The sequence below is a fragment of the Streptomyces araujoniae genome (assembly GCF_050871195.1).
GTDB classification, from domain to species: domain Bacteria; phylum Actinomycetota; class Actinomycetes; order Streptomycetales; family Streptomycetaceae; genus Streptomyces; species Streptomyces bacillaris.
This window is the reverse complement of record NZ_CP194070.1, coordinates 286,039-306,873: the sequence shown is the minus strand read 5'-3', so window position 1 is coordinate 306,873 and position 20,835 is coordinate 286,039. Positions and strand designations below refer to the sequence as shown.

Annotated in this window: 19 protein-coding genes; 14 read left to right on the top strand and 5 right to left on the bottom strand. The window is 73.8% G+C overall.

Annotated elements, in window-relative coordinates; translation table 11 throughout:
• Positions 1 to 29: 29 nt before the first annotated feature.
• From ACQ9ZG_RS01175 to ACQ9ZG_RS01165, 3 genes are read left to right on the top strand one after another with little or no spacing between them, the layout of a single operon-like run.
• The gene (locus ACQ9ZG_RS01175) at positions 30 to 872 is read left to right on the top strand and encodes a phosphate ABC transporter substrate-binding protein (protein WP_499279669.1); all 843 of its coding nucleotides are present in this window, start codon (positions 30 to 32) and stop codon (positions 870 to 872) included.
• Positions 873 to 875: 3 nt separating this feature from the next.
• Complete coding sequence (pstC, locus tag ACQ9ZG_RS01170; RefSeq protein ID WP_109915609.1) at positions 876 to 2,687, top strand: phosphate ABC transporter permease subunit PstC; 1,812 nt, start codon at positions 876 to 878, stop codon at positions 2,685 to 2,687.
• Positions 2,675 to 3,364 (top strand): ATP-binding cassette domain-containing protein, encoded by a 690-nt coding sequence (locus ACQ9ZG_RS01165; RefSeq protein WP_181398256.1) that lies wholly within the window; start codon positions 2,675 to 2,677, stop codon positions 3,362 to 3,364. The genes pstC and ACQ9ZG_RS01165 overlap by 13 nt, the downstream gene beginning before the upstream one ends.
• Before the next feature lie 70 nt (positions 3,365 to 3,434).
• Here the strand turns inward: ACQ9ZG_RS01165 and ACQ9ZG_RS01160 are convergent, their stop codons facing one another.
• The 4 genes from ACQ9ZG_RS01160 to ACQ9ZG_RS01145 form a co-directional block, all read right to left on the bottom strand.
• On the bottom strand, positions 3,435 to 3,746 hold the full coding sequence (locus tag ACQ9ZG_RS01160) for an ArsR/SmtB family transcription factor (protein WP_084996681.1): 312 nt from the start codon (positions 3,744 to 3,746) through the stop codon (positions 3,435 to 3,437).
• 41 nt (positions 3,747 to 3,787) lie between these two features.
• Positions 3,788 to 5,494 (bottom strand): copper resistance CopC/CopD family protein, encoded by a 1,707-nt coding sequence (locus tag ACQ9ZG_RS01155; protein ID WP_499279667.1) that lies wholly within the window; start codon positions 5,492 to 5,494, stop codon positions 3,788 to 3,790.
• A gap of 13 nt (positions 5,495 to 5,507) precedes the next feature.
• Positions 5,508 to 6,236 (bottom strand): YcnI family copper-binding membrane protein, encoded by a 729-nt coding sequence (locus ACQ9ZG_RS01150; RefSeq protein WP_499279666.1) that lies wholly within the window; start codon positions 6,234 to 6,236, stop codon positions 5,508 to 5,510.
• Positions 6,237 to 6,350: 114 nt separating this feature from the next.
• Complete coding sequence (locus tag ACQ9ZG_RS01145; RefSeq protein WP_499279664.1) at positions 6,351 to 7,049, bottom strand: hypothetical protein; 699 nt, start codon at positions 7,047 to 7,049, stop codon at positions 6,351 to 6,353.
• Between the two features lie 181 nt (positions 7,050 to 7,230).
• Here ACQ9ZG_RS01145 and ACQ9ZG_RS01140 point away from each other — a divergent pair, with 181 nt between their 5' ends.
• Positions 7,231 to 9,744, top strand: coding sequence for a molybdopterin-containing oxidoreductase family protein (locus ACQ9ZG_RS01140; RefSeq protein ID WP_109917064.1), 2,514 nt, complete (start codon positions 7,231 to 7,233; stop codon positions 9,742 to 9,744).
• A 252-nt stretch (positions 9,745 to 9,996) separates the two neighbouring features.
• Positions 9,997 to 10,278 carry an ArsR/SmtB family transcription factor gene (locus tag ACQ9ZG_RS01135; RefSeq protein WP_050451288.1) on the top strand — a complete coding sequence of 94 codons (282 nt, stop codon included), beginning with the start codon at positions 9,997 to 9,999 and terminating at the stop codon, positions 10,276 to 10,278.
• A gap of 19 nt (positions 10,279 to 10,297) precedes the next feature.
• Here the strand turns inward: ACQ9ZG_RS01135 and ACQ9ZG_RS01130 are convergent, their stop codons facing one another.
• Complete coding sequence (locus ACQ9ZG_RS01130; protein ID WP_499279663.1) at positions 10,298 to 11,377, bottom strand: helix-turn-helix transcriptional regulator; 1,080 nt, start codon at positions 11,375 to 11,377, stop codon at positions 10,298 to 10,300.
• 212 nt (positions 11,378 to 11,589) lie between these two features.
• On the opposite strand from ACQ9ZG_RS01130, the gene aroA reads away from it, so the two are divergent.
• From aroA to ACQ9ZG_RS01085, 9 genes are all read left to right on the top strand, one after another.
• Complete coding sequence (aroA, locus tag ACQ9ZG_RS01125) at positions 11,590 to 12,915, top strand: 3-phosphoshikimate 1-carboxyvinyltransferase (RefSeq protein WP_109916801.1); 1,326 nt, start codon at positions 11,590 to 11,592, stop codon at positions 12,913 to 12,915.
• Complete coding sequence (gpmI, locus tag ACQ9ZG_RS01120) at positions 12,912 to 14,429, top strand: 2,3-bisphosphoglycerate-independent phosphoglycerate mutase (RefSeq protein WP_499279662.1); 1,518 nt, start codon at positions 12,912 to 12,914, stop codon at positions 14,427 to 14,429. Before aroA ends, gpmI begins: the two co-directional genes overlap by 4 nt.
• A 66-nt stretch (positions 14,430 to 14,495) precedes the next feature.
• Positions 14,496 to 15,212, top strand: a complete 717-nt coding sequence (locus tag ACQ9ZG_RS01115) for a CTP synthase C-terminal region-related (seleno)protein (RefSeq protein ID WP_109914632.1) — start codon at positions 14,496 to 14,498, stop codon at positions 15,210 to 15,212.
• 90 nt (positions 15,213 to 15,302) lie between these two features.
• On the top strand, positions 15,303 to 15,566 hold the full coding sequence (locus ACQ9ZG_RS01110) for a hypothetical protein (RefSeq protein WP_099220295.1): 264 nt from the start codon (positions 15,303 to 15,305) through the stop codon (positions 15,564 to 15,566).
• A gap of 16 nt (positions 15,567 to 15,582) precedes the next feature.
• A complete protein-coding gene (locus tag ACQ9ZG_RS01105) occupies positions 15,583 to 16,809 on the top strand; it encodes a M28 family metallopeptidase (protein WP_258312256.1) in 1,227 nt (408 codons plus the stop codon).
• A 33-nt stretch (positions 16,810 to 16,842) separates the two neighbouring features.
• Positions 16,843 to 17,196, top strand: a complete 354-nt coding sequence (locus ACQ9ZG_RS01100; RefSeq protein WP_018491302.1) for a carboxymuconolactone decarboxylase family protein — start codon at positions 16,843 to 16,845, stop codon at positions 17,194 to 17,196.
• A 51-nt stretch (positions 17,197 to 17,247) separates the two neighbouring features.
• Complete coding sequence (locus ACQ9ZG_RS01095) at positions 17,248 to 18,525, top strand: ATP-grasp domain-containing protein (RefSeq protein ID WP_109916345.1); 1,278 nt, start codon at positions 17,248 to 17,250, stop codon at positions 18,523 to 18,525.
• 10 nt (positions 18,526 to 18,535) lie between these two features.
• Positions 18,536 to 19,663: a GNAT family N-acetyltransferase gene (locus ACQ9ZG_RS01090; RefSeq protein ID WP_109916347.1), complete on the top strand. Its 1,128-nt coding sequence runs from the start codon at positions 18,536 to 18,538 to the stop codon at positions 19,661 to 19,663.
• Entirely contained in the window at positions 19,663 to 20,832 is a 1,170-nt protein-coding gene (locus ACQ9ZG_RS01085) for an ATP-grasp domain-containing protein (RefSeq protein WP_499279659.1), read from the top strand. The genes ACQ9ZG_RS01090 and ACQ9ZG_RS01085 overlap by 1 nt, the downstream gene beginning before the upstream one ends.
• Positions 20,833 to 20,835: the final 3 nt, after the last annotated feature.

The window sequence follows — 20,835 nt, the reverse complement described above, 5'->3', positions numbered from 1 at the left end:
CCACGCCGCGGCGACGTCTCGGGTATCTCGTGTCGGGGGTGCTCCTGGCCGGTCTCGTGACGGCCTGCGCCGACGGGCAGTCGAGCGCCGGCGGGGGCGGGCTCAGGGCGAGCGGTTCGACCACCGTCGCGCCGGTCGCCGCCGACGCGGCGGAGGCCCTGAAGGCGCAGGGGATGAACATCACCATCGCGACCCAGGGCGGATCCGCGGGCGGCATCTCCCAGCTCGCGGCGGGGCAGATCGACATCGCGCTCAGTTCGAAGCCGATCGCCGACGAGGACCGTACGGCCCATCCCGAGGCCGACTTCGTCACCACGCAGATCGGTTCGGACGCCGTCGGGGTCATCGTGACGAAGCCGGTCGCCGACGCCGGGGTCAAGAACCTGACGGTCGATCAGGTCCGGGGCCTCTTCGAGGGGAAGATCACCAACTGGTCCGAGGTGGGCGGCCCGAAGCTGGACGTCTTCGTCTACGACAAGGAGCCCGGACGCGGCACGCGGGAGGTCCTCGACAAGTACGTCTACGGGGACGAGAAGGCCCCCCCGCCGCCGGACACGGACAACTTCGCGATCGTCGGCGGCAACCTGGAGACCCGCAACAAGCTGGAGTCCACCCCCGGGGCGGTCGGTCCGCTCTCCACGGGCTTCGTCGAGGGGCGGGAGAAGCTCGCGGTGGTGACGCTGGACGGCATCGCCGCCAGCCCCGAGAACATCGCCTCCGGCGCGTACCCGATGAACCGGCCGCTCTACCTGATCACGGACGGCGAACCCGCCGGGGACGCCAAGAAGTTCATCGACTACCTGCTCTCCGACAAGGGGCAGGCCCTGCTGGAGCCGCACGGATATCTGTCGCTCGCGCAGATCGGAAAGTGATCGGTGACGCTCGCGCAGGAGGAGCGGCCGGTCGTCGAACCCGGCACCGAGCCGCGCCCGCGCCGGTCGGCCTGGGTGTGGGGGTGGCTCTTCACGGGGGCCTTCTCGGTCCTGGCGGTGCTGCTGGCGCTCCTCGGATATCTCGGTGAAGGGGTCGCGGGGGGTGACGTCGACTGGGCCGAACTGCTGACCGAGTCCTCGTGGAGCCCCACCGGCTCGGTCTTCGGCGGCCTGGCGATGATCTACGGATCGGCCGTCGTCTGTGTCATCGCGCTCGTCCTCGCCGTCCCGGTCGGGTGGGGAGCGGCCGTCGCGCTCTCCGAGTACCTGCCCCGGAGGGCCGCCCGCGCTCTGCGCATGAGCGTGGAGCTGCTGGCCGCCGTGCCCTCGATCGTCTACGGGCTGATCGGTATCCTCCTCATCCGGCCGTTCGTCGGGGCCATCGCGGACGTGCCGGGAGGGGACAGCCTCCTCGCCGCCGGAATCGTTCTGGCTGTCATGATCATGCCTACGATCGTGGCGGTGAGCGTGGACGCGCTGGCCGCGGTCCCCGACCGGGACCGGGAAGCGGCCTACTCCCTCGGACTGACCCGCCGCGAGGTCATCCGCTCGGCCGTCCTGCCGAAGGCACGGCCCGGGATGCGGGCGGGCGTCCTGCTCGGCCTGGCCCGGGCGCTCGGCGAGGCCATCGCCGTCTTCCTGGTGGTGGGAAGGGCCGACGGGCGGCTCCCCGGCACGTTCGACCAGCTGCTGAACTCGCTGGTGCGCCCCGGCCAGACGCTGACCACCAAGCTCGCGGGCCCGGAACCCGTCCTGGCCGGCACCTCGGGGACCTACTTCGCCTCGCTGTGCGGCCTCGGGCTCGTCCTGCTGACCCTGGTGGCCGTGGCGACGGTGTGGGGGAACCGCGGTGCGTCCCGTACGGCGGGCAGCGGCCGGTTCCGCGGCCGGCAGTCGGCCGGACGCGGCCGCCACCAGCTGGACCGGTTCGTCGCCGCCGTACGGCTGGGCGCGCTGGCGCTCCCCGTGCTCCTGCTGCTGGGCATGCTCGTCGTGCTGGCGACGCGGGGCAGCGCGGCCTTCCAGCCGTCGTTCTGGTTCACCTCCGCCACCGGCGCGGCCGGAGGCGGCGTGAGCGACCAGATCCTCGGCACGCTCCTGCTGGTCATCACCTGCGGACTCATCGCCCTTCCGCTCGGGTTCGGCGCCGGAGTCCTGCTCGGGGTCCACGCCTCCGCCCGTACCGTACGGGTCCTGCAGACCCTGACGGTCGTCGTGGGAGGGACGCCGACCATCCTCCTGGGCCTGGCCGGATTCGTGATCTTCTGCAGCGCGATGGGCTGGGGGCGGTCCTGGCTGGCCGGCGCCATCGTCCTGGTCCCGGTGGTGGTGCCGATGGTGGCGCTGCCCACCTGCGCCCGGGTCAGGAGCCTGTCGCCGGAGATGACCGAGAGCGCGCTCGCCCTCGGACTCACCCGGGCCCAGTACATCCGGTCCGTCGTGGTCCCGTACGCCTGGCCCGCCACGCTCACCGGGCTGCTGCTGGGGCTGGCGCGCGCGGCGGGGGAGACCGCGCCGCTCCTCTTCACCGCGACGGTCTTCTTCGGCGCGCCCGCGCTGCCCGGCGGCATCGTGGAATCGCCCGTGCAGGCCCTCCCCACGCACATCTTCACCCTGTCCCAGGACTCCGGCGATCCCCAGGCCGTCGCGCAGGCGTGGGGGAGCGCCATGGTCCTGGTGCTGATCACCGCCGTACTGCTGAGCCTGGCGGTCGCGCTGCGCAACCGTTTCGAAGGAGAACGATGGACCACGTAATCACCGTGCGGGACCTCCGGGTACGGGACCGGGCCAAGACGCTGGTCGGCCCGGTCTCCTTCGAAGTGGCACACGGCTCGACCACCGGTCTGTGCGGACCGTCCGGCGCCGGCAAGTCGACGGTGCTGCGCGCCCTGGTCGACCTCCTTCCGGCCGGGCTCACCCGGGAAGGGCGGGTGGAGGTGGCCGGGCGCCCGGTCCTCTCCCGCAAGGGCGACGCGGACCTGCGGACCAAGGTGGTCCTGGTGCCGCAGACGCCCGTCGTCTTCGGCGGCAGCATCCTCGACAACGCGCTCTTCGGCCTGCGCCACGTCCTGCGGGCCCCCCGTGAGGCGCTGCGCGAACGTGCCGAACAGGCCCTGAAGGAGGCCGGGTTGTGGAAGGAGGTCAGCGACCGGCTGGACTCGCCCGCCCAGACGCTCTCCGCCGGGCAGCGCCAACGGCTCTGCCTGGCGCGGGCGCTGGCCCTGGAGCCGGCCGCGCTCCTGCTCGACGAGCCCACCAGCGCCCTGGACGAACGGAGCCGGGACACCGTGGAGGAGTCGGTGGCCGCGCTGCGCGGGCGCCGCACCGTGCTGCTCGTCTCGCACGACCCGGCACAGGTCGACCGGCTCTGCGACCGGACCGTACGGCTGGAACTGCCCGGCACCGACGCCCTGGTGGCCCTGCCCTCCTGACCGCGTCCGCCCGGCGGGCCGGGCCTCCGTCCCGTGTGACGTGCCGACCGCCGCGCGGGACGGGGGCGTCTCAGCAGGCGCGGGTCCGGCCGGAGGCCGCGGTCTCCTCGGCCTGGACGGACAGCCGGGCCAGCTCGCCCGCCAGCCCGGACAGGGCCTCCGGCCTGAGGCGGTAGTACGTCCACCTCCCGCAGGGCTCCGTCTCCACCATCCCTGCCTCCCGCAGCACCTTGAGATGGTTGGAGAGGTTCGTCTGCCGGGCCCCGGTCTCCTCCACCAGGTGGGTGGTGCACAGGGCTTCCCGGGCGAGCAGGGTGACGATCCGCAGCCGCAGGGGATCCGCGAGCGCCCGCAAGATGTCATTGTCCACTGACGTCACCATGTACTGATGTTCTCATGCCGGGCCGTACCGGGTCCACCGCCTCACGGGATCTCGAACGAATCCTTCACGGTGGTCTGATCGAACTCCGAGGTCCGTACGGTCAGGGAGAGGTCCCAGCGGCCCGCCACCGGCAGCTGGACGCCGGAGACGGTCCAATGCCCCTCGGAGACCCGCTCGACCGGTACGGGCAGGGGCCCGATCGACCCGGTACGGGAGGTCAGCGAGGCCCGGACCTCGGGTGCGTCCAGGAGGTCCCCGTCCGGTCCGGTCAGCGTCACGTGTACGGCGTTGGGGCCGCGGCGGCCCGGGTCGACCACGACGTCCGCGAAACCCCGGCCCCCCGACCCTCCCGTGTCGAACTCCGGCCGGAGGGAGACCGCGGCGGAGGCTCCCGTACCGGCGGCCGGGGCCGACGACTGCGTCCGGGCCGGCTGGGTGGAGACCAGGGCCGTGGTGGCCGCGATCACGCACAGCCCGACGACCGCCTCGGCGCCCACCCAGCGCCGCAGGGCACGCAGGGGCGCGCGGTCCCCCGCCCCCTTGAGCCGCCTCGTCCAGCGGTGCGACAGCAGCGCCAGGCCGAGCATGAGCCCGACCCCCGCCGCCTTGAGCAGGAGCAGCCGGCCGAAGGGCGTCTCCACCAGGGCGGAGAGCGTGCCGACCTGACGCCAGGACTGGTAGAGGCCGGTCACCGCGAGGACGCACACACTGGCGAACGCGACCCCGGAGAACCGGACGACGGCCCCCGGCGGGACGGTGTCACCGGCGCGGAGCAGCGCCCACGCCAGCACGAGCAGCCCGCCCACCCAGGTTCCGGCGGCGAGGAGATGCGCCGCGTCGACCGGCATCGAGAGGTACGGCAGCGGCCCCGTCGACGCGTGCTCGGCGCTCGCCCAGGTCCAGGCGAGCGCCGTCCCGGCGACGGCCGCCGCGGCGAGCACGCCCCCGCGGGCGGGCCGCCGGCCGGAGAGCGCCCGCCGCACCCGGTCCCGGAACCGCCACACCACGGCGCAGCAGAGCAGCACCGCCAGCCGGAGCAGGAGGAGCGCGCCGGGCTTGGTCCGTACGGTCTCCGCCAGCCGTGAACCGGAGACGACGTCCGCCGGGCCTCCCGCTCCGACGTACGCGCCGCGCAGCAGGAGCAGGGCGAGCGTGCACGCGCAGAGCAGGGCCCAGGCGCCGGCCGTCGACCGCCGGACCGTGGGGAGGCTCTCGCCGCGCGCTCCGCACAGCAGGAGCAGCAGGGCGCCGCCGGTCATGACGATCATGCCGGTGTACGCGCCGAACCGGGCCGCCGTGTACAAGCGGCCGACCCACCCGGCGTCCGGATCGCGCACGGTCGGCACGACCGCGGTGGCCGACGGCTCGCCCACCGAGAAGGTGAACGCGCCCGCGACGGGGTGGCTGTCGGCCGACTCGACCTGATAGGTCACGGTGTACGTGCCCCGGGCCGCCGGGCCGGACAGGCCGACGGCGTAGCGGCCGCCTCCCCTCGCCACGGGCTTTGCGTCGTCCACCCGGCGGCCCGCGGGGTCCAGCACCCGGATGCCGTCCCCGGACGCCGACACCGTCTCGCTGAAGACCAGTTCCACCTGGGCGGGAGGCTCGGCGACCACCGCTCCCCGGGCCGGTGCGGTGTCGGTGAGCACGGCGTGCGCGGTGGCCGGGGCCGCGCCTCCGAGCAGCAGGCCGACGCCCGCGACGAGGGCGAGGACCCACAGGCGGAGACGGGGAGCGGTGATCGTCATGAGGGGCCGCCCGTCAGGCGCCGGTGCGCCGGCGGCCGGTGAAGAGGGCCGCGGCGATGCCGAGGGCCCCCAGGAGCAGACCGGTGACGCCGAGCCAGCGGGCCGTGGTGTCGGTGCCGTCCCCCTCGGCCTTCCGCACGCCGGAGTCCTGCGCGGCGGCCGTCGGTGCCGCCCCGGCCGAGGGCCCGGCCGTGCCGTGGCCCGCGTCCGCCGCCGACAACGCCAGTACGGGGGCCGGGTGTTCGGCCTCCCGGCCCTCCTCGGGCACCTCGATCCAGCGCACGACCTCCTTGTTGCCGTAGGTCTGCACCGACTTGAGGACCAGCTGGTCGGTGTTCTCGGGGAGCCGCCCCAGGGAGAGCGGGAACTTCTGGAAGTACCCGGGCTCGATGCCCTTGCCGGTGGCCGTCCAGGTCACCTTGGAGACGGCTTCGGTGATCTTCCTTCCGTGGACCTCCAGCGGCTTGTCGAGCGGGGACTTGGCGACCTCGATCTCCCAGCCGGGAACCGGCTCGGGCATGACGGACGACAGCGGGTGCTCGGCGGGCAGGGACATCTCGACCTTCACGGTCGAGGCGTTGTCGCGCTCGTTGGGCACCTTGACGTTCACCGTGGCGTAGCCGCCCCGGGCGGCCGTGCCCTCGGGCTGGACGGACACATGGGCAGAGGCGGGTGCGGCGACGGTCATCAGGCCGATGGCGGTGGCGGCGACGAGGGTGCACAGGCGTGCGGAAGTACGCATGGTCGGATCGCTCCGGGGTGAGGTGCGCGCGCCGGTCCCCGCGTTGGCGGGGCGGCGGGCAGGACAGAGGGGGACGGCGCTGTCCCGCACCGGGTGCGGCGATCGAAGGGCCGGTCAGCCGGGTGCGGGGAGCCCGCCGGGCGGGCCGCGCCGCGTCACCTCATGAGCCGTCAGGATGACGGTGCCGAGCGCCCGTTGGCGTCGGCGGGGGAGCGGGAAGGCGCGCTCCGGCACCCGGGGCAGCGAGCACTGTCCCAGGCAGGGGCGGCGGCGCAGGGTGAGGACCGCCCGGCGCAGCGCCGCGAGCACCGGTGACCGGCCGGGGGCCGAGAGCTGCTCCGTGGCGAGCTCCCCCCGGTGCAGCAGCCAGGCAAGCGCCGCCGCGGCGAGGAGATGGCCGCACAGCATGGGCGGCGTCGGCAGGGGCAGTGCGCCCGGATGGAGCGCCGCCCCGTGGCCGTGGGCCGTGTCCGCCAGGGCGTGGGCCGCCGGTGCCGAGGGGGTCAGCGCGCCGAACAGCAGGTGCAGTACGGCCTGGAGGAGGGTCAGTGCGGTGGTGCCCAGGGCGACGGACGGCCGGCGCCCCGCCAGCGGGTGGACGACGGCCAGCGCCACCGCGCCCCCGGCCGCCAGCGCGGCGGGAGTGAGGGCGGTGCCGGTGGCCAGGGCGTGCGCGCAGCCGGCCGTCAGGGCACCGGTGGTGGCGAGGGAGAGGGCCCGCGCCGAGCGCCTGCGGCGGGAGCTGCCGCCCCGGGACGGGCCCGGCCGGGCGGAGGCGCCGACAGGGGGCCCGGTGCAGACGCACGGGTCCATGTCCACCTCCTCGTTCGCGTTCGCACAACCGACGTAGGGCGTCGGGGCATGGGGACGAGGGGCGTCGCACGCCCCTGGATCGTCACGCCACTGTAACCACTTGATTAGATGAATATCTAGACAGTGCCGCTGCCCCGCCCCTAGGCTCACGACGCCTCACACACCTCAGGGGGAGCCGGACGTGACGAAGAACAACACCCCAGTCAGCAGGCGGAAGTTGGTCCAGGGTGCCGCGCTCACCAGCGCCGCGCTGGTGGTGGGGGCGCCACCGGCCGGCGCGGCGGACGGGTCCACGGCCACCGCTCCCGCCCCCACGGCCGACGGGACGGAGCCGCTGGACTTCACCGAGGGCTCGGCGGCCATGGAGCCCGACCGGACCGTGACCAGCGCCTGCCAGTTCTGCAACGCGAACTGCTCGCTGTCGGTCGACGTACGGGCCGACCGCGTCATCGCCGTCCGGAGCGGCGCCGACGACCCCGTACAGAACGGCAACATCTGTGTGAAGGCCCCGATGATGGCGGAGCTGGCGCACAACCCGCTGCGCCTGACGCATCCGCTGATCCGCACCGGCGGCCGCAAGGGCTCCGAGGACTCCACCTTCCGCAGGGCCACCTGGGACGAGGCGCTCGACGTCATCGCCCGGCGGCTCCTCGCCCTGCGGGACAAGGGCGAGGCCGCCTCCGTCGCCAACCGCACCACCGGCCGGCTGCCCCGCGGGACGGGCTCCCTGGTGGCCCGGCTGTTCGCGCTGCTGGGCAGCCCCAACAACACCGACGTCGGACCCGTCTGCAACGACGCGGGCGGAAACGCCCTGAAGGCGACCTTCGGCCTGGGCAACTTCACCAACGGCTACGGCACCGACGGCGCCACCGGCAAGGACGACCTGGGCTCGGCCGACTACTACCTCCTCCTCGGCACCAACCAGGCCGAGACCCACCCCGTCACCTTCGACTACCTGCTGCGCGGCCGCGCGCGGACGGGCGCCCGGCTGGTGGTGGTCGACCCCCGGCGGACCGCGACCGCCGCCGTCGCCGACGACTGGATCGCCCCCAAGCCCCACACCGACCTCGCGCTCGCCCTGGGGATGCTGCACCACATCCTCGACCAGGGGCTGCACGACCGGGAGTTCGTCCGGCGGTGGGTGCTCGGGTTCGACGAGCTCAAGGCGCACATGGCGGCCTCCGGCTACACCCCGGAGTGGGCCGCCGCCGTCACCGGCGTCCCGGCGGCGACCATCCGCCGCACCGCCCGCGACTACGCCCGGGCCCGGTCCGCCGCGCTCTTCTGCAACGCCGGGATCTCCCACCAGCTCGGGGCCTTCGACACCTATCGCGTCCTCACGTTCCTGGCGGCCGTCACCGGGAACATCGGCAAGCTCGGCGCGGGCTGCAACTTCATGCACAACACCTGGCCCGGAGACCTGCACCTGCCGGCCCTGACCGTACGGACCCCCGACCCCGGCCAGGCCCTCCCCGTCGGCCCCGACTACTTCGCCCAGTCCGTCCTCACCGGCCGGCCCTACCGGCTCAAGGCCCTCATCACCCAGGGCAATCCGCTCATCTCCTCCGCCAACACGGAGAAGGTCAAGGAGGCCTACCGCCGGCTCGACTTCTACGTCTACACCGGCCTGTTCATGGAGGAGGCCGCCCACTACGCCGACGTGATCCTGCCCGTCAGCTCCCCGCTGGAGTACGACGGCGTCTACATGCGGCGCGACGACCGGGCGATCCGCTGGCAGCAGGCCGCCGTACCGCGCTGCGGCGAGTCCAGGCCGGACTGGGAGATCTGGATCGACCTCGCCCACGCCCTCGGCCGCAACGACCGGCGCAAGGGCGCGGCCTACTGGACCGACGCGTTCCCCCGGGCCTGGAAGGACTACTCCGTCCTGTGGGCCGAGTTCGTCCGGCACACCCCGGGGATGGGCGGGATGACGGAGCGGCGCCTGCGCGGGCGGACGGAGCCGCTGCGCTGGCCCTGCCCCACACCGCGCCACCCCGGCGTCAGCGCCCTCTACCAGGACCACCCCTCCTGGTACGCGGCGGCGGTGTCGCTCGGCGGTGCGCCGGGGCAGCGGTTCCTCACACCGAGCGGAAAGATCGAGATCTTCACACGCTCGCTCGACCGGAGTCTCGCCGTCGCCGGCCACCGGGCCCTACCCGACTTCTACACCCACCCCGAGGTGACCGGGGCGCACCCGACCCTCGCGTACGAGAAGCGGTTCGTCACCAGCCCGGTCAACCCGCAGGCCCTCACCCACCCGGTGCGGCTGGGGGTGCGGGGCGACGGGGCGGTGCACCGGGACTACCCCCTGATGGGGATGACGGGCCGCCCCGGTGTGGCCCACTTCGCGACGGTCACCCACTGGACGCCCACCGGCGCGCGGCTCAACGGGATCCGCTTCCTGCAGATCCATCCGGCCACCGCCCGGCGGCTGGGCATCGACGACCGGGACGAGGTCGTCGTGGAGAGCCCGCGCGGCCGGGTCACGGCCACCGCGCTGTACTGGCCGGGCATCCGCGAGGACACCGTGTTCGTCCCGAACACCTTCGGCCCCGCCCAGCGTCTCGCCGAGGAGCTCGGCGGCACCCGGTACGAGGCCGTGAACGCCCTCGTCGACGATCAGTACTACGACAACCTCTCCGGCCAGCAGGCGTACAAGTGCTTCGCCTGCCGGGTCACGAGGAAACCCTCCTGACCCCTCGACCAGCCCGGTGGGCCCCTCCGTGCGAGTCCACCCCGCCGGGCATCCCGGCCCCGCCTCCGCCCACCCCTCCGCCGGAGGCGGGGCCCCGCCGTCGGGGCACCGGGACGACCGTTCCGCAAGCTGCTTGCAGAATAATTAGACCGCTGTGAAACTGGAGGGGTGTCAACCCCGGACGTAGTTTCCCCAGAGCCCTGCTGCCCGCCCGTCACCGCCGCCCCGCTGGAGGCCGAGCGGGCGTCCGACATGGCCAAGATGTTCAAGGCGCTGGGTGACACGATCCGGCTGCGGCTGTTCTCCATGATCGCCTCGGCCGCCGGGGAAGAGGTCTGCGTCTGCGACCTGACCGGCCCCTTCGACCTCTCCGCGCCGACGATCTCGTACCACCTCAAGATCCTGCGGGAGGCGGGGCTCGTCACCTCCGAGCGCCGCGGCACCTGGGTCTACTACCGGGCCCGGCGCGACCGTCTGGGCATGCTCTCCGGCCTCCTCGCGGTGGACCCGGTGCCCCAGCCCTGCGGCGTCTGAGCCCGCGCTCCTCCGCTCCTCAGAGCGGCGACACGGCGCGCAGCTCCGGAGCCGGTGCGACCGCCGCCTCCGACGGCCGTTCCTGCCGGGCGGACAGGGCCCGGTCGCTGCCGCAGGCGCACGGCTGCAGCCAGCCCCGGTCGACGGCGTTGGCCCCCGCCTCGAACCTGCTCCGGGCGTCCAGCCGCTCCATCAGGTCCGCGATCATCCGGCGGGCGGTGCGCAGCCCCACGCCGAGCTTCTTGCGTACGGCGTCGTCGGTCAGCCCCTGGCCCATCAGACGGAGGATCTCCTTCTCCATGGGCGTGGGCTGGTCCTGCGCGCCGCAGCTCCGTGAGTCCAGCGGCCGCATGGTCTCGCAGAGCCGCTCGAAGAGCGCCACCAGGCCGGCCAGGAACCCCGCACCGCTCACCTGCACGGCCCCCGCCGCCGGGTTCCTGGGATCGATCGGGACGAGCGCGGTGGAGCGGTCGTAGACGACGAGCCACATCGGCAGCGTCGGTACCGTCCCCACCTGTCCGCCGTCCCGCGCCAGCCAGCGGGCGTAGCCGAGGGCGGCGCGGTCGTTGTAGACGCTCTCCAGGTGGATGTTCCAGACGGAGAGGCCGCGCTCCAGCATGTGCTGGTCGAGCGGGCGCCGCGCGAGCAGCGCCTCCTCCCCGACGGTCTCCGCGGGCAGCAGGGACATGCACCCGGCCGTCGCCCGCCCGGCGAGGCGCTCCATCCGGGCCAGCACCGCCGCCTGCGACTCCAGCCGCTCCCAGCCGGAGTGCGAGGGCGAGGGCTGGGCCACCTCGTACTCCTCGGCCAGCCGGTCGGCCGCCTCCTTGATGTCGGCGAACTCCTGCTGCCTGCTCATGATCTCGGCCTGCCGCTGCTGGAGCACGGTCCGCAGGGCCAGGGAGGGTTTCGCCGGGACGAGCGTCCCCGACAGGGGGCGGAGCAGCGACAGGTCCAGCAGGCGGTCCACGCTGCGCCGGACGTCCTCACGCGGCGCGTCCAGACCGCTCAGCACGTCCTCTGCCGTACAGCCCGGACGGCCGAGCGCGAAGCGGTAGACCGCGTGCGTCAGTTCGTCGAGTCCCAGCGGTTGCGACATCCGTCCCCCGAGATGTGCTGCTGCTTCGAATGTCTTCAAGTTAGCACGGCCGCATGTCGGTTGGTGATCGATTTCGGCCAACGTCAGTGCTCGGACAGGTAGTTGCCGGGCAACTTGCTGCCTGGCCGGGAACTTTCTCCGCCGTGGTGCGACCCCGCAAGCTCTTCCCCGTTGCCACTGGCGTTCGACGCCAACGACCCCGGGGAGACGCGTTGAGTCCTGTCGAGACCGATCCGCGACTGAAGGCCGAGAGCGTCACGATCCGGCCGCTGGGCGCCTTCCGGGAGACCGTCCGGGTCCTCGGCTCCAAGAGCTACTCCAACCGCTATCTCGCCCTGGCCTCGCTCTCCGGCGAGCCGACCGTCATCGAGGGCGCCCTCGTCTGCGACGACACCCGGTACCTGGCCGATGCGCTGACCCGGTTCGGCCATGTCGAGGCCGAGGTCGACGCGGGCGCGGAGCGCATCACCGTGACGCCGACCGGCCGCCCCATGCGCGCCCCGGCGGAGGAGGTGTACGTCGGCGCGGCCGGCACCCCGATCCGGATCCTCATCGCGATGGCGGGGCACGCCGAGGGCACCACCGTCCTCACCGGAACCGCCCGCATGCAGGAGCGGCCGATGGGCTCCCTGCTCGACGCGCTGCCCGGCCTCGGAGTCACGGCGGAAGCCGTACGGGGCAACGGCAGCCCGCCCGTCCGGGTCACCGGACCGAGCTTCCGGGGCGGCTCGACGCGCATCAGCGGGGCCGTCAGCTCGCAGTTCACCTCCAGCCTGCTGATCAACGCCACGCGCGCCGAGCGGGACACCGAGATCCATCTCGTCGACGAACTGGTCTCCAAGCCGTACGTCGACATGACGGTGGCCGCCCTCGCGGAGATGGGCGTGACCGTCGAGCGGGACGGCTACCGCCGGTTCGCCGTCGCCGCGGGCCAGAAGCTGCGCGGCGGCACGGTCCGGGTGGAGCCCGACGCCTCCGGCATGTCCTACTTCCTCGCCGCCGCCGCGGTCCTCGGCGGCACCGTCACCCTGCCCGGCATCGGCGCGGGATCGCACCAGGGGGACGTCGGCCTGGTCGCCGCCCTGACCCGGATGGGATGCTCGGCGGAGGTCACCGACGACTCCGTCACCCTGACGGGAGGCGACCTGCGCGGGATCGACATCGACATGGAGACCATGCCGGACGTGGTCCCGACCCTCGCCGTCGTCGCGGCCTTCGCCGAAGGCACCACCCACATCAGCAACATCGCCAGCCTGCGGATCAAGGAGTGCGACCGGATCGCCGCCGTCGCCACCGAGCTGCGGAAGATGGGCGTCACCGTCGAGGAGCACGCCGACGCGCTGACCATCACCGGCGGCACACCCCGCGGCGCCGTCATCGACACCTACGACGACCACCGGATCGCCATGTGCTTCGCCGTCGCGGGGCTGCGCACACCAGGGGTGGTGATCAAGGACCCGGGGTGTGTCGCCAAGTCCTTCCCGACCTTCTGGCAGAAGCTGGACACCCTCGCCGGCCCGACCACCAGCACGCTGTGAGCGCCGTACGGCCGGGCATCCTGCTGGTGCTCGACGGCTGGGGGCACGCGGAGCCCGGCGAGGGCAACGCCCTCGCGGCGGCCGACACGCCGTGTCTCGACCGGCTGCGCGCGACTCCGGCCGCCGTCCTCGCGGAGGCGTCGGGGAGCGCCGTCGGCCTGCTGCCCGGCACGGTCGGCAACTCCGAGATCGGCCACATCGTCATCGGCGCGGGACGGCCCGTCCCCTACGACAGCGTCCTCGTGGAGGAGCGGATCGACACCGGCGGTCTGCGGTCGCACGAGGCCCTGGGCGCCGCGCTCACCGGCCTCGCGGCCACCGGCGGCTCGCTCCATCTGATCGGCCTGGCCTCCGACGGCATGATCCACTCCCACGTGCGCCACCTGCGTGAACTCCTGCGCATCGCGGCCCTGTTCGCCGTGCCCGCCGTACGGATCCACGCGATCACCGACGGCCGGGACGTGGCGGACGGCACCGCCGCCCACCACCTCGCCACGGTCGGGGGATACACCGCCGAAGCGGGCGTCGGAAGCATCGCCACGGTCATCGGCCGCGGATACGCCCTGGACAAGAGCGGCGACCTCGCGCTGACCGAACGGGCGGCCCGCGCCATCGAGGACGGTACGGGCCACCGGATCGGGAAGCCCGAGGAGGCCCTGGCGACGGGCGGCAGCGGGGACGAGTGGGTGGAGCCCTGCGTCGTCACCGGCGCCGACGGGCAGCCGCTCGGCCCGGTCCGGGACGGTGACGTCGTCCTCTTCACCAACTTCCGCAGCGACCGCGTCCAGCAGCTCGCCGACCGTCTCCACAGCGGACTCGCGGGCCGGGGCGTCACCTTCCTCAGCCTCGCCCAGTACGACACCGAGGCGCCCATCCCCGCCCTGGTCCACCGGGCCGACGCCGGGGGCGGGCTGGCCGACCGGCTCGCGGAGTGCGGGGTGCGGTCGGTGCGCATCGCGGAGGCCGAGAAGTTCGAGCACGTGACGTACTACCTCAACGGCCGGAAGGCCGGCCCGGCCCCGCTGGAGGAACACGTCAGGATCGCCGCCGCCGGGAGGCCGGACCACCGGGCCGCCCCGGAGATGAACATCGGCCGGGTCACCGAGGCGATCGGCGCGGCCGCCCGGCGCGACGACGTACCGCTGGTGGTGGCCAACCTGGCCAACATCGACGTGGTCGGCCACACCGGGGAGTACGCGGCCACCGTCCGGGCCGCCGAACACACCGACCGGGCCGTGGCGGCCCTGTGCCGGGTCGCGAGCGAGACGGGGCGCTGGATGGTCCTGGTCGGCGACCACGGCAACGCGGAGAAGATGCTCGCCGGAGCGGGCGGGGCGAGCCGCCCCTACGGCGGCCACACCACCAACCCCGTGCCCGCCGTGCTGGTCCCGGCGCCGGGCCGGGAGGCCGCACCGCCGACGGGGACCGCCACGCTCGCCGACATCGCCCCCAGTGTGCTGTCGCTCCTCGGACTCGGCCCGGCGCCCGCCATGACCGGGCGTGCGCTGTGGTGACGGTACGTCCGTAGCGCGGCGAGTCCCATCCGTACAGGCCTGTTCCGCAATCAAGGAGGCACGTTGATGACCGTCCGGCCGAGACTCGCCCTCGTGGGCGACCGCAGCGACCGCGTACCCGCCCACGCCAGGTTCGACGAACTGGTCCCGCACCTCGGTGTGGAGGTCGACTGGCTGCCCACCGCCACGGTGACCGACGCCATCGGCACGTACGACGGGATCTGGGTGGTGCCCGGCTCGCCGTACGTGAGCCAGGCCGGCGCCCTGCTGGCCATCCGCACCGCCCGTACGGAGGGCATCCCCTACCTGGGCACGTGCGGCGGCTTCCAGCACGCGCTGATCGAGTACAGCCGCAACGTCCTGGGCATCGAGGACGCGGAGGACGTGCAGTACGACGCGGAGGCCGCCACCCCGCTCATCGTCCCGCTGGCCTGCTCCCTCGTGGGGGAGACCGCACCGCTCCACTTCGCCGCCGGCAGCCGGCTCGCCTCCGTCTATCCGGGGCGCGAGTCGGCGGTGGAGACCTATCACTGCAAGTACGGCCTCAACCCGGTCTACGAGGACGCGCTGCGCTCCGGTCCGCTCCGGATCAGCGGCTGGGACGCGGAGAAGGCGCCGAGGGCCGTCGAACTGCCCGACCACCCCTTCTTCATCGGCAGCCTCTTCCAGCCCGAACTGTCCTCCACGCCGACCGGCATCCACCCGCTCATCAGGGCGTTCCTGGCGGCGGTCGGTGTGCGCGCCGGGGAGCGGGGGCGCGGCCCGGTGGCCGTGGGGGAGTGAACCCGGTCGCTGCCATTGACATGACGATCACACTGATTCGATACTTGTTTAAGTAGGCGTTAATCGAATCAATGATCGGAGGGCAGGGGCATGAGCAGCGATCCGTCCGGCGCGGCTGAGCAGGAACCCGTCGGGGGCTTCATCACGGAACCGCTCGTGGTCGCCGCGGCCACCACCGGTGGCTGCTGCGGCGAGCCCGCCGACGCCACGGGCGCGGTTCCCGGCGGTCAGGGCGGCGGCTGCTGCGGTGAGCCGGCGAGCGCGCCGGAGCCCGCCCGCAGCAGCTGCTGCGGCGAACCCGCCGCCGAGGAAGCCCCCCGGAGCTGCTGCGGTGACCCCGCGGCGGCAGGCTGAGGAAGACACCCCCGCGATGACCGAGACGGCACACGGACCGGGGCCCTCCCCGGAGCCCGGGACGGCCGATCCCTTCGACACCGAACGCGCCCTCGCCACCCTGCGCGCCCTGTGCGTTCCGGAGATGGAGGGGCGGGCGCCGGGCAGCGCGGGCCACGACCTCGCGACGCGATTCCTGGTGTCGGAGCTGACCGGAGCCGGACTCCGGCCGGTCCTGGAGCACTTCGCCATCGAGGGGGTCCTGCGGCTGGCGGCGCCGCCGTACTGCGGTGCGGACGGGCCGGGGCTCGTCCGCGACCTCGTCCACCGCGCCGAGTTCGCCGAGCACCCCCGCTCCGCGCCGATGCCCCGGCCGGTCTCGGCGCTCGCCTCCGAGGACGCCCGGCCCGGCTGCTGGACCGTGGTGCGCGGCTCCACCCGCGGCACCGGCTTCGCCGAACTGGCCGACACCTGCGCGGCACGCGGTGCCGTCGGGATCCTGGTGGCCCAGCACGCCGACGCCTCCGGCTATCTGACCAAGCGGGTCCAGGGACCGCCCCCCGTACGGCTGCCGGTCGTCGCCCTCCTGCCGGAGCTGCTCGACGCCGTGACCGGCGGCACCGTCACCGCCCACGTCCCGCTGGAGCGGGTGCCCGCCGTCGGCACCAACATCGTCGCGACCCTTCCGGGCCGTGTTCCCGACGCCCGCCCGATCCTCCTGACGGCCCACTACGACGGGGTGGGCTCCGACCCCGGGCGGCACTTCCCGTGCGCCGGGGACAACGCCAGCGGCACCGCCGTGCTCTGCGAGGCCGCCCGGGTCCTCGGCCGGGCCGAACCGCTGGACCGCCCCGTCACCTTCGCCCTCCTGGACGGCGAGGAGATGGGCACCCTGGGGTCGGGGCACCACGCCCGGCAACTGCGTGAGCGGAAGCTGCGCCCCGATGTGCTCAACATCGACATGGCCGGCAAGTTCAACGGCAAGGTCGCCGTCGAACTCGGCCCGGCCGACCCGGCGCCCGGCGATCTCATCGCGGCGCTCGACGCGTCCGGCCGCCGGCTGCGCATCCCCCTCCACGCCGCACCCGTCGCATCCGACAACCGGCGCTACGCGGCCGCGGGATTCCCCTCGGCCGGGGTCGGGCTGGGAGCGGCGCACTACCACTCACCCCTCGACGGCCCGGAACGGATCGAGGCCGACGCCCTGCACAAGGCGGGGCTGCTCACCCTCGCCACGGTCCGTCATCTCGCCGCCCGCGGCTGAACCACCCTTACCCCTCCGACCACAGGAGCCTCCATGGCGACCACGCCCCAGCAGTCCGTGTCGACCCAGCTCATCCAGCTCGCCCCGAGCGTCGGCGAGCATCACGCGGCCTTCTCCAAGAGCTACCAGGAGTTCTTCGGCGCGGTCTTCGACCACGACGCCCTCGAACCGAAGACCCGGGCCGCCGTGGCCCTCTGCGCCGCTCTCATGCAGGACCGCGAGGAGACGGTCCGCTCCTTCCTCGCCGCCGCCAAGAAGCTCGGCCTCAAGAACGAGGAGATAGGCCAGATCGCCGGGATCGTCGAGGCGATGAAGCTCGACGAACTCCAGCGCCCGGCCGTGCAGGCGGTCGCGGCCGCCGCGAAGAAGGCCAACACCTGCTGCTGAGCACCACCGCCCCGCCCCTCCGCCCGGCCACCTCGACGAAGGACAACGGCAGTGCCTGAACCATCCACCCCCGCGACCGGCCCCGTCGTGATGCTCGGCGGCCGCAGCGAGCGCGAGTTCGGCGTCGTCAGGGAACTCGGACACCGGGTCGTCCTGCTGGACGAACGGATTCCGTGGCACTGCCTGCCCTGGGTCGACGCCCATGTGGACATCGGCCTCGACGACTGGGACGCCGTGGCGGACGCGATCCGCGAGGAACTCGGCGGCGAGCCCCCCGCCGCGGTGCTCACCCACACCGAACCGCGTCTGCCGCTCATGGCCCACCTCGGCCGGCTGCTGACCCCGCACGCCGCCGGGCCCGGCGAGGAGGCGGTGGCGAACTGCCGGGACAAGCTCCGCACACGTACGGTGCTCGAAGCCGCCGGCCTGCCCGTACCGCGCTTCGCGCTCGCCACCACCGAGGACGAGGCCGTGTCGGAGGCCTCCCGCATCGGCTACCCGGTCGTGGTCAAACCCCGTGACAGGGCCGGGGCGTTCGGCGTCCGGTGCTGCACCGGCGAGGCGGAGGTCCGGGACGCCTTCGGCGCCCTGGGCGGGTTCGTCGCCGACGGGCTGCCGGGGGCGCTGATCGAGGAGTACGTCGACGGCCCCGAGTTCGCCGTCCAGACCCTCACCCGCGGCGGAACCACCCAGGTCCTCAGCGTCTTCCGGCAGCACACGACCCCGCCGCCGGTCTTCGTGGAGCTGGGGTACGAGTATCCGTGCGGGCTGGACGACGCCCGCCGCGCGGAACTCGACGGACTTCTGCGCGACGCCCTCCACGCGCTCGGTCTGCGGGACTGGATCAGCCACACCCAGGTACGGCTCGGCGCCGACGGGTTCCGCGTCATCGAGGTCAACGCCCGCAGACCCGGCGGACGTCTGGTGGAGATGACCACCGCCGTCAGCGGCGTCGACATGGTGGAGGCCGTCACCCGTCAGGTGCTGGGCCTGGAACAGCCGCCGCCCGGCCCGACCGTGCCCTTCGCCCGCTACACGAGCATCGTCTTCGACGCGCCGGGGACGCTCCTCTACGACGCCTTCGTACCGGACGGCGAGGGGCCCGGCAGCCCCGTCGTCGAGCTGGAGGTCGCCCCGGGCGAGACCGTACGGCCCAAGGAGGACCCGCAAGGCGGGGTCTACGGCCGCATCGTCGTGTACGGGGAGAGCCCCGACGGACTCGACCGGGCCGAGCAGCGGGTACGGCGGGCCCTGGACCTCCAGGTGGTGTTCGGCGACGGCCTCGATCCGGCCGCGACGGACAGCCGCGAGTTCAAGTCGTGCTGCTGAGATGGCGCCGATGACCCTCACCGACCCGGTCGGCCGGCCGGCCGCGGAGTACCGGATCGCGACCCTGCCGACGATCCACGACACCGGTGCCGACGCCTGGAACCGGCTCGTCCGCCTGGCCTCCGGAAGCGTCTTCCACAGCTGGGAGTGGCTGGCCGCCTTCGAGGACGCCCCGCCCGGAGCGTTCGAACCCCGCCACCTCGCCGCCTACCGCGGTGACGAACTCGTCGGCGTCTGCCCCGCCTACCTGGTGCACGACTGCCCCCGCCTCTCCTATCTCATGGAGCTGGGCGAGTTCGCGCCCACCGGCCCCGTACTCCTGGCGCACAGCCTCGCCGCGCTGGACGGCGGTCCGCTGGCCGCACCGGGCCACGACCCGGCCGTCGACGCCCTGCTCCGCGCACTGGGGGAGACCGCCCGCTCGGCCGGAGCCCGCGTCTGGGGCGTGGCCAACGCACCGGCGGACCGGCTCGGCGGACGGCTGATGCGCCACGGGTACGCCACGGCGCACATCACCACCTCCTACCGCTGCGCCACCGATGCGCCCTCGGTCCAGGAGTATTGGGCGTTCGCCGAGGGGCACCGCCGCCGGAAGCTCGCCCGGGAGCGGCGCATCGCGGGACGCGACCACACGGTGCTCGACGAACCGGCCGACACCGACAGCCTGGTCCGCCTGGTCCACTCCCTCCTGCGGGACCGGGACACCCCGACCGACGTGCTGCCCGGTCCGTTCCTCCGGGCGATGCGGACCCGGCTGGCGCCCTTCGAACGCTCCATCACCGCCGCCGACCCCGCCGGCGCGACCGTCGGTGTCTTCGCCGGCTGGCAGTTCGGTCCGCTCTGGTCGATGTGGCTGGCGGGCCTGGACACCGCACGGCTGCCGTCCTTCGTCCCCTACCGCGCGATGGGCGGCCGCCTCGTCGAGAGCGCGGTCGCCACCGACGTCACCACCGTCGACCTCGGCCGCTCCAACGGCATGGAGAAGCGCAAGCTCGGCGCCCACCCCGTCCCGCTCCACCTGGCGCTGCGCACCTCCGGCCGGGGGGAGCAGGCCGCGCTGCACGCCTCCTGCCTGCGGCTGGAACAGCGCTGCCAGGGCCCCGAGGAACAGCTCGACCTGACCCGGCGGTGCTGCTGATGAACGCCGACAACCGCCCCAGCGTGGCCTGCCTCTCGGGGCGCCGCGTCGTGGACGTCCTGGACTCCCTCGGCGCCCACACCGTGCTGCTCGACGACCCCGCGCCGCTGGAGCTGGCCGCCCGGGCCGACGTCCCCCTCGACCTCGACCTCGGCGACTGGGGAGCGGTGGAGAAGGCGCTGCGCGCCCAGCACGCCGACCGGCCGCTCGAAGGGGTCTTCACCGTCTACGACGCCCATCTGCCGCTCGCCTCCTACGCGGCCGCCCGGATCGGCGTCCGCGGACTCGGCCTCCCGGCCGCCCTGGCCTGCCACGACATGGCACGCCTGCGCATGACGCTGACCGCCGGCGGCGTACGGACACCCGTGTCGCTGCCGGTCGCCGACCCGGCCGACGCCCGCGCCGCGGCCCGGCGGCTGGGACTGCCCGTGGTGGTACGGAGAGCGGTCGGCCGGGGCCGGCTCCGCTGCCGCGACCTGGACGGCGTGAAGCGGGCATCGGAGCTCCTCGGCCCCGCGGCGCTCCTGGTCGAGAGGTTCGCCGAAGGACCCGAGTACGCCGTGCAGAGCCTCACCGCCGACGGGGTCACCGAGGTCGTCTGCGTATTGGCCCAGCACACCGGCCCCGGCCCGGCGCAGATCGAGACCGGCTACGACCACCCCGGCGGCCTCGACCCGGCCCGGGAGACGGAGCTGAAGCAGTTCTGCGTACGGGCCCTGGCCGCCATCGGCTTCGACCACGGCGTCTCCCACATCCGGGTGCGGCTGACGCAGGACGGGCCCGAACTCCTCGACGTGGCCGCCCGGCCGCCCGGCGGGCAGCTCTGCGCCGCCGTCGAGCGGGTGGGCGGGATCGACCTCACGCGTGCCGCCGCCGAGATCGCCCTCGGGCGGCCGGTGACCCGCAGGCCGCCCGCGGCGAGCCGTGTTCTGTACCGGTGCGTCACCTTCGGGGCAGCGGGCCGGATCGCCTTCGACCCCCGGGGGCTCGCCGCCCCCGGCGTCTGGCTCGACGTCGAACCCGGCGACCGCGTCCGAGCCGCCGACGACCCCGCAGGCGGCACCTACGGCCGCATCGTGCTGTACGGCGACGACCCGGCGGAGCTGGACTCCGCGTACCACTCCCTCCACGACTCGCTCGGACTCCGCGTCGAGCCGGACCCCCAGTAGGTG

Coding starts and splice junctions, on each gene's coding strand:
- ACQ9ZG_RS01165 (WP_181398256.1), top strand. CDS start 2,675: ATGGACCACGTAATCACCGTGCGGGACCTCCGGGTACGGGACCGGGCC.
- ACQ9ZG_RS01160 (WP_084996681.1), bottom strand. CDS start 3,746: ATGGTGACGTCAGTGGACAATGACATCTTGCGGGCGCTCGCGGATCCC.
- ACQ9ZG_RS01155 (WP_499279667.1), bottom strand. CDS start 5,494: ATGACGATCACCGCTCCCCGTCTCCGCCTGTGGGTCCTCGCCCTCGTC.
- ACQ9ZG_RS01150 (WP_499279666.1), bottom strand. CDS start 6,236: ATGCGTACTTCCGCACGCCTGTGCACCCTCGTCGCCGCCACCGCCATC.
- ACQ9ZG_RS01145 (WP_499279664.1), bottom strand. CDS start 7,049: ATGGACCCGTGCGTCTGCACCGGGCCCCCTGTCGGCGCCTCCGCCCGG.
- ACQ9ZG_RS01135 (WP_050451288.1), top strand. CDS start 9,997: ATGGCCAAGATGTTCAAGGCGCTGGGTGACACGATCCGGCTGCGGCTG.
- ACQ9ZG_RS01130 (WP_499279663.1), bottom strand. CDS start 11,377: ATGTCGCAACCGCTGGGACTCGACGAACTGACGCACGCGGTCTACCGC.
- ACQ9ZG_RS01115 (WP_109914632.1), top strand. CDS start 14,496: ATGACCGTCCGGCCGAGACTCGCCCTCGTGGGCGACCGCAGCGACCGC.
- ACQ9ZG_RS01110 (WP_099220295.1), top strand. CDS start 15,303: ATGAGCAGCGATCCGTCCGGCGCGGCTGAGCAGGAACCCGTCGGGGGC.
- ACQ9ZG_RS01105 (WP_258312256.1), top strand. CDS start 15,583: ATGACCGAGACGGCACACGGACCGGGGCCCTCCCCGGAGCCCGGGACG.
- ACQ9ZG_RS01100 (WP_018491302.1), top strand. CDS start 16,843: ATGGCGACCACGCCCCAGCAGTCCGTGTCGACCCAGCTCATCCAGCTC.
- ACQ9ZG_RS01090 (WP_109916347.1), top strand. CDS start 18,536: ATGACCCTCACCGACCCGGTCGGCCGGCCGGCCGCGGAGTACCGGATC.
- ACQ9ZG_RS01085 (WP_499279659.1), top strand. CDS start 19,663: ATGAACGCCGACAACCGCCCCAGCGTGGCCTGCCTCTCGGGGCGCCGC.